The following is a 14,406-nucleotide window of genomic DNA, read 5'->3' on the forward strand; positions in this document are numbered from 1 at the left end:
ACTCGGGTAACAGCTGTCCGGACTGAGGACGCGGGAGACGGACGGGGAGGCTCGACGAGGGAGGTCGACGCGGCGAAGCGTCTACGGAAGCTGACAGCTACGGAGAAGGAGTAACACTCGAGGAGTCGAGAGACGGCGAAAACCGCAGGCAGGAGAGGAGAGGGGTGATCGGCGCGGCGGACGGTCAGTTCTCGGACGAATCACCCCCGTCCGGATCCACCAGGTATTCGGCGTCGGCCGCGTCGGGTTCGGGGAGCTCGTCGTCGAACTCCGTCTCCACGTCTCGGGAGGCGAGGCGGTGCTCCAGCTGTCGACGCTTGTTCCGCCCTTTCCGTTCGCGACCGGTTTTCGTGTCTGGCATCGTCACCCGTGACAACGACACACATAGTTATCAACGTTTCGGGGGTGTGCGACCCGCTCCGCGGATCTTTCACGAAAGTTCGGGGTGTTTCGAGGGACAGAGTAATAAACTATGCGGAATACTCCCAAACACCGTGTCAGAGAGTACCACGAACCGAACCGCCCGCCTCGCGGATCCGTCCGAGGCGCGGTCGAACTGCGGCGTCGGCGCCGTCGTCGATCTGGCGAACGGTGCGTCCCACCGGACGGTCGCCGACGCGTTGGAGCTGCTCGGCAACCTCGAACACCGCGGCGCGACGGGCGCCGACCCCGACACCGGCGACGGCGCGGGGATCATGCTCCAGCGCCCCGACCGCTTCTTCGAGGCCGCCCTCGACGCCGACCTCCCGGAGACGTACGCGGTCGGCAGCGTGTTCATGCCTGACGACGCCGACGCCCGCGAGTCGCTGATGGATCGTTTCGAAGACCACCTCGCCGCCCACGGGATCGAGACGATCGCGTGGCGCGACGTGCCCACGAACAACGAAGAGCTGGGCGACACCGCGCTCGACGCCGAGCCGGACGTGTGGCAGCTGTTCGTCGCGCCGGACGGCCTCGACGAGGCAGCGTTCGACCGCGCGCTCTACGTCGCCCGGAAGGAGACCGAGCACGCGATCGAGGACGCCGACCTGCCGGGCTCGGATCGCTTCTACGTCTGCTCGCTCGACCGCGAACGCCTCGTCTACAAGGGGCTGCTCACGAGCGAACAGCTCCCCACGTACTACCCAGATCTCACCGACGAACGCATCGAGTCCGAGATCGCGCTGGTCCACGCGCGGTTCTCGACGAACACGCTGGGCGCGTGGCACCTCGCCCACCCGTACCGAGGGATCGTCCACAACGGCGAGTTCAACACGATCCAAGGGAACATCAACTGGATGCGCGCCCGCGAGACCGACCTCGCGGACGACGCGTTCGGCGACGAGCTCGAGACGCTGAAACCGATCGTCGACGACCCCGAGCAGTCCGACACCGCCAGCGTCGACAACACGCTCGAACTGCTCACCAGCACCGGCCGCAGCGTCGAGCACGCCCTCCGGATGCTGATCCCGGAGGCGTACCGCGACGACGACGAGATGCCGCCCGAGCGCACGGCCTTTTACGACTACCACGCCAGCCTGATCGAGCCCTGGGACGGCCCCGCGCTCGTCGTCGCGACCGACGGGCGGAAAGTCGCGGCGGCGCTGGACCGCAACGGCCTGCGTCCCTGCCGCTACGACGTGACGAGCGAGGGGCGGCTGATCATGTCCTCGGAGGCCGGCGCGCTCGACACCGACCCCGCCGAGATCGAGCGCCGCGAGCGGCTCTCGCCCGGCCAGCTACTCGTCGCGGACCCCGAGGAAGGTCGGGTCGTCCCCGAGGACGAGGTGTTCGACGACCTCGCCGACGAGCAGTACGCCGAATGGGTCGAGCGGGAACAGCGACGGCTCCCCGAACGCGAGTCGTTCGAACCGCGGAGCGACGACGAGCCGCTCCGGGCGAGACAGGCCGCGTTCGGCTACACCCACGACCAACTGGAGGAGATGATCGAGCCGATGGCCCGGGACGGAAAGGATCCCGTCGGCTCGATGGGCGACGACACGCCCATCTCGGTGCTCTCGAACCACGAGCGCCCGCTGTTCAGCTACTTCAAACAGCTGTTCGCGCAGGTGTCCAACCCCCCGATCGACTACATCCGCGAGGAGCTGGTCACCTCCCTCGAAACGCGACTGGGCCACCAGCGCAATCTCCTCGACGAGACGCCCGAACACGCCCGCCAGCTCGTGCTCGACTCGCCCGTCCTGACCGACGACACGACCGAGCGAATCAGGGAGCTCGACGGCGACGACGGGCTCCGTTCGGCGGTCGTCGACACGACGTTTGAGCCCGAGACGGATCTCGAAACCGCGGTGGAGGAGCTGCGCGCCGACGCGACCGCAGCGATCGAGGACGGCGCCGACATCGTCGTGCTCTCGGACCGCCGCGTCGGGCCGGAGCGGCTGGCGATCCCCAGCCTGCTCGCGACGGGCGCGGTCCACCACTCGCTGGTCCGGAGCGGGCTCCGGAACCACGCCGGCCTCGTCGTCGAGTCCGGCGACCCCCGCGAGGTCCACCACCTCGCGACGCTGGTGGGCTACGGCGCGGGCGCGGTGAACCCCTACCTCGCCTACGAGACCATCGAGGACGCCGTCGCCGGGCCCGACGGCGCCGACCGCGAGACGGCGATCGCCGCCTACGTCGAGGCGCTGGAGGACGGCCTGCTCAAGACGATGGCCAAGATGGGTATCTCGACGGTCGAGAGCTACCAGGGCGCGCAGGTGTTCGAGGCGCTGGGGCTCGACGACGACCTCGTGGCCGAGTACTTCGAGGGGACGCGCATCCGGACCGGAGGCATCGGCCTCGACGTGATCGAGGACGACCTGCGCGCGCGCCACGCCGAGGGGTTCGATCGCGAGCCCGAACTCGAACGACAGGGCGAGTACGAGAGCCGCACCGGCGGGATCCGGCACGGCTGGAACCGGAAGACGACGGGAACGCTCCAGCAGGCAGTCCGGCAGGGCGACTACGGAATCTACGAGGAGTTCGTCGACCTCGTCGAGGGTGACGGCGGCGGCCCGGAGACGCTGCGCGGCCTGCTCGCGTTCGACAGCGACCGCGACCCAGTCGATGTCGAGGAAGTCGAGTCGATCGAGTCGCTCGTCGAGCGGTTCTCGACGGCGGCGATGAGTCTGGGCAGCCTCTCGCCGGAAGCCCACGAGAACAACGCGGTCGCGATGAGCCGGACCGGTGGAAAGGCCAACACCGGGGAGGGCGGCGAACCCCCCGAGCGGTTCGATACCGAGCGCGCCTGCGAGGTGAAGCAGGTGGCCTCCGGGCGCTTCGGCGTCACCGCCGACTACCTCGCGAGCGCCGAGGAGATCCAGATCAAGATGGCACAGGGGTCGAAGCCCGGCGAGGGCGGCCACCTCCCCGGCGAGAAAGTCAACGAGATGATCGCTCACGTGCGCTACGCGACGCCCGGCGTGGGGCTGATCTCGCCGCCGCCGCTGCACGACATCTACTCGATCGAGGACCTCAAACAGCTGATCTTCGACCTGAAGTCGGCCAACCCCGACGCCGACGTGAACGTGAAGCTGGTCTCGGAGGACGGGATCGGCACCATCGCCGCCGGCGTCGCGAAGGCCAACGCCGACGTGCTCCACGTCTCGGGCCACGACGGCGGCACCGGCGCCTCGCCGAAAACGTCGATCAAAAACGCCGGGCTGCCGTGGGAGCTGGGACTGGCTGAAGCGAATCAGTTCCTCCGGCAGACCGGGCTGCGCGACCGGATCCGGGTCAGCGTCGACGGCGGCTTCAAGACCGGCCGCGACGTGGCCGTCGCCGCCGCGCTCGGCGCCGAGGAGTACGTGTTCGGCACGGCGTCGTTGGTCACCTCGGGCTGTGTGATGGCCCGGCAGTGTCACGAGAACACCTGCCCGGTCGGCGTCGCGACCCAGAACCCCGACCTGCGGGACCGCTTCCCGGGCGAGCCCGACCACGTCGTGAACTACGTGACGTTCGTCGCCCGCCACCTGCGGGAGATCATGGCCGAGCTGGGAGTCACCGACCTCGACGAGCTGATCGGCCGGCCGGAGCTGCTGACCCAGTGCGACACCGACCACCCGCGGGCGAGCGAGCTCGACCTCTCGCCGATCCTCGCCGACCCCGGCCCCGAGCCGCGGCACAAGGTGCGCGAGCAGGCGCACCCGGGCGTCGAGGACCACTACGACCGCGACCTGCTCGACGCCGCCGAGCCGGGGATCGAGTCGGCGCAGTCGGTCCACCTCGACCGCGAGGTGACCAACGCGGACCGCGCGGTCGGGACGATGCTGTCGAGCGAGATCGCCCAGCGTGTCGGGCTCGACGGCCTGCCGGACGGGACGATCCAAGCCGACCTCGCCGGCACCGCGGGGCAGTCCTTCGGCGCGTTCCTGAAAGGTGGGGTGACGCTGAACCTGACCGGCGCCGCCAACGACTACGTGGGGAAGGGGCTCTCCGGCGGCCGGCTGACGGTCCAGCCGCCCGCGGCGGCCGGGTTCGACCCCGCCGAAAACGTGCTCGTCGGTAACGTCGCCCTGTACGGTGCGACCGACGGCGAACTGTACGTCAACGGCACCGCTGGGGAGCGGTTCGCGGTGCGCAACTCGGGCGCGACCGCAGTCGTCGAAGGGGTCGGCGACCACGGCTGTGAGTACATGACCGGCGGGATCGTCGCCGTGCTGGGCGACGTGGGGAAGAACTTCGCCGCGGGGATGTCCGGCGGCGTCGCGTACGTGTACGACCCCGACGACGAGCTCGAACGGCGCGCGAACACGGGGATGGTGACGCTCTCGACCCTGAGCGAGAAGGACGAGGGCGTGCTCCGACGGCTGGTCGAGAACCACGTCGCCCACACCGGCAGCGAGCGCGGCCGGGAACTGCTCGCGGACTGGCCGGCCACGCTCGCGGCGTTCACGAAGGTGATGCCCGACGCGTACAGCCGCGTGATCGAGGAGGAGGGCCGCGCGGACGTGCGCGACAGCCCGCCGGCGGCCGTCGACGACGCGCCCGCGGAGCCGCCGCGCTCGGCGTCGACGGGCGACTGACGGGTTCGTTTTACTTTTTCAAGGAGAGTGAGGGAGTAGCGTTGTAGGTGTTGTACCACACGAACGCACTGACCTCCGATTTCAGTATTCGGTTGTAGTTTCAACAGAGCCCGGGTTTTATGCCGATGTATTCCTAATAGGAATAGTATGCTCAATGGGAAAGAGAGGCCCACAGTTGCTCTGGAGTACCCGTTTCCGGAGGAGCGTGTCTTCAGATACCAGGCGATGCAAGACGTTCTCGGTCTCCTCATCGAGGAACCCTACCAGGAATTCACAATCAACCAACTTGCAGAGATGGTCGGTGCGAACCAGGCATCCGTCTCGAAAGCCGTTTCGCTCCTGAAGGAGCTCGGTCCGGTTCAGACTCGGAGAGAGGGACGAAAACAGTACGTGAGTATCAACCGCGACAGACTGACGAAAACGGATCCGGTGCTTTCGATCCCGCAGCCGGAGTTTCAGAAACCGGTTCGTGCATTCGTTGAACGAGCGGAAGAAGAAATTGCTGAGTTAGTCGGGATCGTTCTCTTCGGGAGCGTTGCTCGTGGTGATGCTGACCGGGCGAGTGACATCGACTTGCTGGTTTTCGTTAATTCCGACCGGACGGAAGCACGGCGTACTGTCCAAGAGATCGTGAGTGATCTGGAAGCGACGAAATTCGACGGCAACCGGTTCGAGTTCGAGACACTGGTCGAATCAACGGATAGCGCGAAACGGATCGGTAACCGACTCCGCGAACAGTTCGAAGACGGTATCACTATCGTGGGATCGGACCAACTATCTGAGGTTCGTGCGGAGGTGTTCGATGATGGAGAACAGTGACGTTGAGGACGCGTTGGCTGCAGCCGAACGCAGCTTCGAGCAGTCACCCGAAAACATCGAAGCGGGCCTCGATGTCGAAGAAGCTGAATTAGTCCAACTCCGGCGAGCGTGTCGGCTGTTGGCAGCTGCGTCTCGCTTGCTCAACGACGGCTACTACACTGTCGTCATCGAGTCGTCGTTTGTCGCAATAGAACGGTCGATCCAGTTCCGACTAATCCACGACGGCGCAATGGAGTCCTCTGAAGTGATTAGTAGTCACCGTCGACTGTACCAACGAGGCGCCGAGGTCGGCCTCTACAACGAGGCGTTCGGGACACGACTCGCTGAGCTGTGGAACCAGAACCGAACAAAGACGTACTACCGACTCGGGGTCGCCACCGAAGCGCAAGCGAAGGCGATGCACGAGCTTGCATCGAAGGTCCACCAGAACCTGGTCAACGGAAGTCGAGTACGGTACGAATGTCTCTGCTGACCAGTGCCTTCAGACCGTTTCTGGTTTATCAGCAGAGCTTATTCCTCCTCCGAGTTCGACGACTCGAATTAGTTGGCCGACTCGGAACCACGGATCCCGAGGAATCGTGACGCGCGCGCTTTCGCCCAGTCACCGAACCACTCTGTGGTAACTACCCACACACTTAACACGAATACCGCCCAACTGCCACGTGCATGGTGCGCACGGTCCCACCGAACGAGGAAGCGAGGAGCGTTTTCGAACGCCTCGGCTACGCCGTCTCCGGCGACGGACCGGAGTTCGTCGCGGAGCGGAAGTGGCGGTCCGTCCGGGTACGGACACTCTGTGCGGAGGACGCGGCACGGCCGGGAGCTCTCGACGGGGAGTACGGCCTCGAATGCCTCGTGACGTGGACCGACTGCGTGGACGAACTCGACGAACGACTGGCCGAGCAGTCGCCCGAGGGCGAGTGGGCGATCATCGGCGTCGACGACGACGGGGAGTACGAAGTGCACCGGGCAGCGTAACCGACCGCGGCGCGTGACCCGCGGCAGCCTCCGTGCTGCCGGGACGGAGCCTGTTGCCGCGGTCGTGTCTGAGCACGACTGCCAACGGCCTCGGCTCCCACATTTTTACGCTCGACCCCCGACGGGTAGCCCATGCTGTCGCTCCAGTTCGGCGTCGTGCAGGAGGGGATCAACCGATTCGTCGACGGGATCGCGGGCGCGATCCCGCGGGTCCTCTCGGGGATCGTCTTCCTGCTGATCGCGGCGGTGCTCGCGAAAGTCGTGATGGCGATCGTCGAAGTCGCGCTCCGCCGCGCGCTCCCGAAGGAGTCCGACGTGTACCGACAGTTCGTGAGCACCATCGTCGCCGCGTTCCTCTGGTTCGGGATCGGGCTCTCCTTCCTCTCGATCGTCGGCCTCGAACAGATCGCCGCGTCGATGGGGACCGCGGCCGGCTTCCTCGCGCTCGGCGTCTCCTACTCGCTGTCGAGCATGATCGCCGACGCCGTCGCCGGCGTCTACCTGCTGCGCGACCCGGACTTCATGCCGGGCGACCGTGTGAAGGCCGGCGACGTGACCGGGACGGTTCGTGCCATTGAACTCCGGAAGACGCGGTTCGACGACGAGAACGGCGACACCGTGGTCCGGAGCAACGCCGAGATCGAGAAGAAGTGGACCCGACTCGACCAGAAGCCCGAGACAGCGGCCAGCGACGGCGACGAGCCGCCCGTGTGACTCGGTACCACGCGTGTCGGGAGGCTTATCACGACCAACGGCAAAGGTCAGGTAATGTTCGTCGGTCACGCGCTGCTGGCGTTCGCGCTGGTAGGGGGAGCAGCGGCGCTGCTGACCGACCGTAGGGTCGCCCTCCGGCTGGGGGTCGTCGCCGCGGCGTTCGCCGCGGTCCCCGACGTCGACATGGTGTACGCGCTGGTCGGCCTCGTCGGCGCCGAGGGCGGCGTGATGGGCACCGTCCGCTCGTTCTGGGCGGCCAGCACGGCCGTCCACCGGACGATCACCCACTCGCTGCTGGTCGCGCCCGTCGCCGCCGCGCTCGCGGCCGCGTGGCTCCGCGGCCGGCGTGACCGCGCTGGCTCGTGGCTCGCCGTTGCCGCCCTGCTCGGAGTGGGGCTGACCGCCGTGGCGGCCGTCGTCAGCGGCACGCTCGGCGGCGCGGTGATGGCCGTGTTCGTCGTCGCCGCCGCGCTCGTCGCCGAGGGCGTTGGGCGCTACGCCACGTTCGACGCGCGAGCGACGTTCGCCGTCGCCCTCGTCGGCCTGCTCTCCCACCCGTTCGGCGACCTCGCGACCGGCGAGCCGCCCGCGTTCCTCTACCCGCTCTCGGCGCCGCTGGTGACCGAGCGCGTCGCGCTCTCGGCAGATCCGACGCTGCACCTGCTCGGCGCGTTCGGCGTCGAACTCGCCGCCATCTGGGCCGGGCTGTTGGTCGCGATGTGGCTGCTGGAGCGCCCGATCCGCGAGGCGATCGACTTCCGGGCGGGCGCGGGCGCGAGCTACGCGCTGGCCGCGCTGGCGATCCCGGCGCCGACGCTCGACTTCTCCTACCCGTTCGTGTTCTCCGTGCTCTCGGTGGGGATGATCGGCGCCGTCCCGCGGGTCAGTCTGCCCGACGTCGCCGTCGAACGTCCCGACGCCGTCGGTGCCGCACTCACTGGGCTGGCGGCGGTGACGCTCGCGGGCGCCGCCTACGCCGTCACGTACGTCGCGCTCTAGAGTCCGAACGCCAGCGGGCCGAGCAACACCCCCATGAGGTACACTCGACGCGCGCCGATCCGGACCGCGAGTAAGCCGACGAGCGTCGCGATCGAGAACACGGCGACCCCCGCAAGCCCCGCGAACAGCGCCGCGAGCCCGACGAGCAGGCAGAGCACCGCGAGCGCCAGCCGTCGCTGATCCAGTCGCGCGACTGCCCGGAACGCCGCGTCGCCCAGCACGCCGACGAGGACGAAGCCGACCGCGGCCGCGACGACGACCACCGGCAACAGCACCGACAGCGAGAGCGGCACGCCGGCGTCGTCGACCGCGACGAGCACGCCCGAACGGGGCGCGCCGAGCGCGACCAGCGCGAACAGCGAGAACACCGCGGTCGAACTGTTCGCGCCGCTGGTCGCGACGACGAACCCCCGGAGGTCACTCCGGGCCGGCACCGCGGGCAGCGAGATCGTCGCCGCGACGCCCGCCGACACGCCCGGGAGATAGCCCACCGCCGCGCCCGAGAGCCCGCCCGCGGCCGCCGAGACGCCGAGGTCGAGCGGCGGGATCGCGAGCGCGGCGTCGTCCTGCTCGGGCACGCCGCCGCCGTGGAGGGCGTCGAGTAGCACCGGCGCCCCGAACAGCCCGCCGAACAGCGGCGCGAGCACGCCGCCCGCGATCGGCCCCGACAGCGAGAGGCCGAGCGTGACCGCGCCGAGCGCCGTCGCCGCAGCGAACGCGAGCAGCCCGGCCAGCCGCGCGCTGTGAGAGGGTTCGGTCGCGAGCAGCAGAGCGAGCACCGCGGCGGCGACCAGCGGGAACCACGCGGTCAACAGGGGCGCCAGCCGGAGCATCGCCCACGTCACGGGGAACGCGAAGAGTGTTGCCACTGCGACAGCGGCGCCGGAGCCGAGCGCGGAGAGCCGCAGCGCCTCGCGGCCACGGCCGCGGAGGACCAATCGGTGGCCGGGGAGCGCGGCCGCCGCCATCGCGCCGTCGGGAACGCCCAACGCGAGCGAGGGGACGATGTCGAGGAACGTGTGGACGACGCCGGCGGCGAGCATCGCCGCGCCCAGCGCCAGCGGGTCGAGCGGGACGCTCGGCGCCGCCCCCGCCAGCAGCAGCGCGAAGTTGTTGGCGTGGAGGCCGGGGACCAGCCCCGAACAGGTGCCGAGTAGGCAGCCGGCGAGGGTCGCGAGGGCGACGGGGACGAGCGTGGCGGTGTCGGCCCGCGGACCCAGCGGGACGCCAGCGACGCTGCCGAACGTCCCGGCCGCGACTGGGTGGAGGTCGGCGAACGCGCGGGGGAGCGACGCGGGCCACATCCGGGCAGGAGTGGTCCCGTCACCCTACTTCAACTCCGGGGTGAGAACGGGAGAGCGATCAGGAGCCCTCGGTGGCTGGGACGCGGATCAGCCGTTCGGGGCGTTCTCGGGCGACTTCTCCCCGGAGACGAGGAAGTCGAGCAGGTTCCCGACCAGCTGTTCGTTGTCCGCGCGGCGGAGGAACTCCTGTGTCGCGACGCTGGTGTCGCCGACGGCGACGACGTTGTCCGAGCGGACGACGACGCCGTAGCTCCCCTCACGCCGGGTCTGGGAGAGGGTCGTCTCCTCGGCGGTCAGCACCGTCTCGCCGCCGGTCACGGGCGTCGCTTCGTAGAAGACGGCGCGGTCGACGCCCTCGGTCAGGTCGGCGTCGCCGGTGGGCGTCCCGGCGACCGCGCGGTAGTTCAGCGTCTCCTCGCCCTGCGTGTAGAGGTAGCCGTTGTCGGTCGCGAGCCCGTACTGCGAGAGCATCGGCGCGAGCGGGCTCGGCACGCTGCTCTCGCCGGTCGAGAGCGAGAGCAGGGCGGTCGAACCGCTCGCCTTCTCGGGCTCGTCCATCACCAGCACGCGGCCGCCGGCGTCGGTGAACGCCCGGAGTCCGTCCAGTTGGGCGTCGGTGTAGGTGCTTCCCCCGCCGAGCACGACCAGCGCGTCGGCCTCACTCAGCGAGTCGTTGAGGGGCTGTCCCTCGGCACGGGGGCCGAGGTGGAACGTCACGGTCGCGCCGTTCTCGGTCAGCGTCGTCACGATCGGCGCGAGCGCCTCGCGGTCGATGCTCGCGCTGTGGGCCGTGTCGATCACGATCTCTTTCCCCTCGGCGTCGGCGGCCATGGTGAGGTCGCCGGACTGCTCGGGCACCGTCGCGACCGAGTCGTCGGCGTTGAACGACGGCGCGTTCACGTCGCCGTCGATCGGCGTCGAGCCGGCGCCGCCGGCGGTCAGCCCGCCGAGGGCGCCTGCGAGGACGACCACGAAGAGGAAGAACACGACACGTGCGAGCGTCCCCAGATCAGGCATCGACGGTCACCTCCCGTGCAGCGGTGGTGTTCGCGTCGATTCCGTCGGGCGTCCCGTAGATCATCAGGAAGTGGACCGAATCCACCCCGCGGTGGGTGTACGGCGCCGTCTTGCCCGCGACGCTGCCGTTGGCGCCGAGCAGGCTCGCGATCGACGCCAGCTGTGCGGGGTTGTAGTAGTCGACGCGGTAGTCCGAGAGGCCCGCCTCCGCGGCGGCGCCGGCGATCGCGCTCTCGAGGCCGCCGATCTCGTCGGCGTAGCCGGTCTGGATCGCGCGGCCGCCGTGGTACGCCGACGCCTCGGCGACGGTCGCTCGCGAGACGTTGAGTCGGTCGCCGCGTTCGGTCAGCACCGCGCCGACGAAGGCGCGCTTCATCGATTCGAGTGCGGCGAAGTACTGGTCGCGGGTCATCCCGCGGTGGGCCTTGTCGGCGCCGGTGGTCGACTGGGCGCTGAGCCCGTCGCTCGGCGCCGTGCCGATCACGCCGACGTGGCCGACGATGCTCGCCGGCGTCACGTAGATCTCCTCGCTCGGGACCGCCGTGTAGTACGCGCCGGAGGCGGCGTACTGGCCGACGCTCGTGACCACCGGCTTCTCGTCGGCGAGGCGGGTGACCGCGAGGTAGAGCCGCTCGCTGGCGGCCGCGCTGCCGCCGGGGCTGGAGATCCGCAGCACGACCGCCTTCACCGAGCCGTCGGTGCGGAGCTGCCGGAGGCGTCTGATCGTGTCCTGTGCGGTCGTTCCAGTGATCGTCTCGTCGATGCTGACCACGGCGATTCGGTCGGGTTCGCCGCTCACCACGCCCGCAGCGAACGGCGCGGCGACCGTCGCGCCGATCAGCAGGCCGACGATCGCGAGCACCGTGTACGACCGGAGGGCCGTCGCGACGTACTTGTCGATGGGGTTGTCCATGACGGGGCTCTGCTACTGACGCCGCGCGGGCCTCCCAAAAACGTTCGGCACGCCAACTGGTTCGCCCCGACTGCGCCTGCCTACTGCGCCGTCTCGCCCTCCGCCGACACCGTGATGACGGTGCAGTCGAGCTGCTCCTCCAGATACCGGCCCACGTCGGGCGACTCGAACAGCCGGTTCAGCATCTTCCGCCAGCGGCCGGCCTGTTTCGAGCCGATCACCACCACGTCGGCGTCCTCGTCGGCGACCTCCTCCATGATGGTCTCCTCGACGAGAAAGCCCTGCCGGACGACGTAGCGCGCGCGGTCGATCGTGCCGATCTCGGACTCGATCTCCCGCTTGAGGTCGGCACGGCTCACGTTCCGGTTCTCCTGATAGAGATCGACGTGGAGCACCGTCAGGTCGGCGTCGCGCTCGTCGGCGATCCGGACTGCCTCCCGCAGCGTCGCCGTGGAGTGTTTCGAGAGCGGGTACCGAACCGGGACGACGACCAGCGTCATGGAGAGGACTCCGACAGGAGCGGACAAATGTGTACCCCTTCGCGGAGGCTACGGCTCGAACGTCACTCGGCCCTCGACCGCGACGTCGAAGCCGCCGTCGCGGGCGTGATCGGCGAGCACCTCGTGCTGGATCCCCACCTCGCCCGCACGGTGGCGCTGCTCGATCGTCGGGAACTCGTGGTCGGAGTGGAGCAGGTACTCCGCGGTCGCGACCGTGTAGCGCCGATCGGGGTCGATCGGCTCGCCGTCGACGCGCGCGTCGAGCAGTTCGCCCGCCTCGTCGTCCCAGCGCAGGCTGGCGCCGCTGAGGTGGGCGTGCCACCAGTGGGGTTCGCCGAAGTCGAGTTCGGCGCCGTCGGCCTCGCTGAACGTTTCGAGGAGCTCTCTCCCCGTCAGTTCGACGACGACCACGGGCTCCTCGAACGGGAGCACGCTCACCAGATCCGCGATCGTCACCTCCCCCTGTAGCGGCGGCCCCTCCCGGATCCCGCCACCGTTCTGGAGCCCCACGTCGGCGTCGGCCGCGGCGCGGTAGGCGTCGGCGACGAAGTTGCCGATCCGGGACTCGCCGCCGAACGTGGTTTCGTCGGTTCGTTCGAGCGGTTCCGCGACGGTTGCGACCGTCTCCGTGAGGCCGGCCGCCTCCCGCCGGCGCTCGAGCGCGTCGGTCAGGTTCTCGTGCACGGGGCCCTCGCTGGGGTCGATCACGCGCGCGCTCGCGGCGACGCCGCCGTCACCTCGGGCCGCTTCCGCGCCGTCGGCGCCGAGTTGGACCTCGACGAGCTCGTGGCCGTTCACCCCCGGCCGTGTACAGAGCGTTCCGTCGACGTGCTCGGTGCGGACGCTGTGGACGTGGCCGCCGAGGATCGCGTCCACGTCGACCCGCCGGGCGAGTTCGTCGTCGCCGCCGCCGAGGTGGGAGAGCGCGACCACGTAGTCGACGCCCTCGTCGCGGAGCTCCGCGACCGCGTCCTCGGCGGCCTCATAGGGGTCGGTGAACGAAAGCGGCGCCGCCTGCGGATTGATCGAGTCGGTCGCGGGGTCGGTCAGCCCGAAGAATCCGACGCGTTCGCCGTCGGCCTCGGCGATCGTCCACGGCACCACACCCGCCTCGGCGCCGAACCGCTCGCCGTCCTCGTCGCGGGCATTGGCACTGACCCACGTGAACGGGCTGTCCGCGACGAGCTCGCGGGTCGCGTCGGGGCCGTAGTCGAAGTCGTGGTTGCCGAACGTGTCCGCGACGGTGTCGACGGCATCGGCGAAGTCGATGATCTGCCGCCCGCTGGCTGCGAGCGAGACCACGCCGGGGGCGCTGTTGTCGCCGGTGCCGACGACGAGGGCGTCCTCGCCGTCGAGTTCGCGGATCCGGCCGGCGAAGCGGCCCGCCCGCTCGGCGTCGTCGAAGAGGTTCTCGATATCGGAGTAGTGAAGCAGACGAACCATCGAGTAGCCGGAAGGAGTCGGTCGGCAAGCAAGAAGTCGTCGGACCGCGGGGGCGTTCAGCCCTGGAGTTCGAACGCGACCTCTACTTCGGCCTGATACTCCCGGTCGTCGACGCTCGCGAGCTCGACGCCGAGCTCCTTCACCTCGACCCACTTCACGTTGTCCAGCGTGTCCTCCGCACGGTCGATCGCGGCGTCGGCCGCGTCGTCGAAGCTCTCGTCGCTCGATCCGATCAGGGTGATCTTCTTGTGAACCATCACCCCACTGTTCGGCGAGCGGACACATAAACGGGGCGGCCGTCGCCCGGGCACCGTCGGAGCCCGGACGGTTTTTGCCCCGTTCGCCCGAACGGCCCGTATGGCGACCGACAACACGTACGTGAACGCGGTGGTCGGGGCGGCAGTCACGGTCTGTCTCTCCTTCCTCGGCGTCTCCGCGCTGCTGGGCGGCGCGACTGCGGGCTATCTCGAACGCCGGGACGGCGGCCGCGTCGGCGCGCTTTCGGGCGTGTTCGCCGCGATCCCGATGGCGGGAGTGGTACTCCTGTTCGGTGGCTTCCTGTTCGCCTTCCTCGGCTTCGGCGACGCGTTCGCCGGCGGGATCGTGATCCTGCTGGTGGGCGTCCTGTTCGTCGCCGTCACGACCGTCGCGCTCTCGACGGTCGGCGGCGTGCTCGGGGTGTATCTCGCAGAGGAGTTCCGGGACTGAGCGGTCAG

The 14,406-nt window shown here is 69.2% G+C and carries 14 protein-coding genes; 7 read left to right on the forward strand and 7 right to left on the reverse strand.

The annotated features are described in order from the left end of the window. Positions 1 to 184 precede the first annotated feature (184 nt). Positions 185 to 361 carry a hypothetical protein gene (locus ACQUSM_RS11660; RefSeq protein ID WP_435118757.1) on the reverse strand — a complete coding sequence of 59 codons (177 nt, stop codon included), beginning with the start codon at positions 359 to 361 and terminating at the stop codon, positions 185 to 187. A gap of 133 nt (positions 362 to 494) precedes the next feature. Between ACQUSM_RS11660 and gltB the strand changes: the two genes are divergently transcribed. The 6 genes from gltB (at position 495) to ACQUSM_RS11690 (ending at position 8,513) form a co-directional block, all read left to right on the forward strand. Further along, positions 495 to 5,003 carry a glutamate synthase large subunit gene (gltB, locus tag ACQUSM_RS11665; protein WP_435118759.1) on the forward strand — a complete coding sequence of 1,503 codons (4,509 nt, stop codon included), beginning with the start codon at positions 495 to 497 and terminating at the stop codon, positions 5,001 to 5,003. 147 nt (positions 5,004 to 5,150) lie between these two features. Next, positions 5,151 to 5,822 carry a nucleotidyltransferase domain-containing protein gene (locus tag ACQUSM_RS11670; protein WP_435118761.1) on the forward strand — a complete coding sequence of 224 codons (672 nt, stop codon included), beginning with the start codon at positions 5,151 to 5,153 and terminating at the stop codon, positions 5,820 to 5,822. After that, positions 5,809 to 6,294: a hypothetical protein gene (locus ACQUSM_RS11675; protein ID WP_435118763.1), complete on the forward strand. Its 486-nt coding sequence runs from the start codon at positions 5,809 to 5,811 to the stop codon at positions 6,292 to 6,294. Before ACQUSM_RS11670 ends, ACQUSM_RS11675 begins: the two co-directional genes overlap by 14 nt. A 194-nt stretch (positions 6,295 to 6,488) precedes the next feature. Beyond that, positions 6,489 to 6,800 (forward strand): DUF7116 family protein, encoded by a 312-nt coding sequence (locus ACQUSM_RS11680; RefSeq protein WP_435118765.1) that lies wholly within the window; start codon positions 6,489 to 6,491, stop codon positions 6,798 to 6,800. A 132-nt stretch (positions 6,801 to 6,932) separates the two neighbouring features. Continuing rightward, positions 6,933 to 7,514: a mechanosensitive ion channel domain-containing protein gene (locus ACQUSM_RS11685; RefSeq protein ID WP_435118767.1), complete on the forward strand. Its 582-nt coding sequence runs from the start codon at positions 6,933 to 6,935 to the stop codon at positions 7,512 to 7,514. A 54-nt stretch (positions 7,515 to 7,568) separates the two neighbouring features. Further along, a complete protein-coding gene (locus tag ACQUSM_RS11690; protein ID WP_435118769.1) occupies positions 7,569 to 8,513 on the forward strand; it encodes a metal-dependent hydrolase in 945 nt (314 codons plus the stop codon). Here ACQUSM_RS11690 and ACQUSM_RS11695 read toward each other — a convergent pair. From ACQUSM_RS11695 to ACQUSM_RS11720, 6 genes are all read right to left on the reverse strand, one after another. Then, on the reverse strand, positions 8,510 to 9,733 hold the full coding sequence (locus ACQUSM_RS11695) for a tripartite tricarboxylate transporter permease (RefSeq protein ID WP_435119699.1): 1,224 nt from the start codon (positions 9,731 to 9,733) through the stop codon (positions 8,510 to 8,512). The two genes, ACQUSM_RS11690 and ACQUSM_RS11695, sit on opposite strands and share 4 nt — an antisense overlap. A gap of 171 nt (positions 9,734 to 9,904) precedes the next feature. Beyond that, complete coding sequence (locus ACQUSM_RS11700) at positions 9,905 to 10,834, reverse strand: DUF4350 domain-containing protein (protein WP_435118771.1); 930 nt, start codon at positions 10,832 to 10,834, stop codon at positions 9,905 to 9,907. After that, a complete protein-coding gene (locus tag ACQUSM_RS11705; RefSeq protein ID WP_435118773.1) occupies positions 10,827 to 11,747 on the reverse strand; it encodes a S49 family peptidase in 921 nt (306 codons plus the stop codon). Before ACQUSM_RS11705 ends, ACQUSM_RS11700 begins: the two co-directional genes overlap by 8 nt. 80 nt (positions 11,748 to 11,827) lie before the next feature. After that, complete coding sequence (locus tag ACQUSM_RS11710) at positions 11,828 to 12,247, reverse strand: universal stress protein (protein WP_435118775.1); 420 nt, start codon at positions 12,245 to 12,247, stop codon at positions 11,828 to 11,830. A 48-nt stretch (positions 12,248 to 12,295) separates the two neighbouring features. Then, positions 12,296 to 13,690, reverse strand: a complete 1,395-nt coding sequence (locus ACQUSM_RS11715) for a bifunctional metallophosphatase/5'-nucleotidase (RefSeq protein ID WP_435118777.1) — start codon at positions 13,688 to 13,690, stop codon at positions 12,296 to 12,298. Between the two features lie 56 nt (positions 13,691 to 13,746). Beyond that, the gene (locus ACQUSM_RS11720) at positions 13,747 to 13,947 is read right to left on the reverse strand and encodes a dodecin (protein WP_435118778.1); all 201 of its coding nucleotides are present in this window, start codon (positions 13,945 to 13,947) and stop codon (positions 13,747 to 13,749) included. 100 nt (positions 13,948 to 14,047) lie between these two features. On the opposite strand from ACQUSM_RS11720, the gene ACQUSM_RS11725 reads away from it, so the two are divergent. After that, positions 14,048 to 14,398 (forward strand): DUF5518 domain-containing protein, encoded by a 351-nt coding sequence (locus ACQUSM_RS11725; RefSeq protein ID WP_435118780.1) that lies wholly within the window; start codon positions 14,048 to 14,050, stop codon positions 14,396 to 14,398. The last annotated feature ends 8 nt before the right edge of the window (positions 14,399 to 14,406 follow it).

Origin of the sequence: Halolamina sp. C58 (genome assembly GCF_051195095.1) — an archaeon.
Taxonomy (GTDB): Archaea; Halobacteriota; Halobacteria; order Halobacteriales; family Haloferacaceae; genus Halolamina.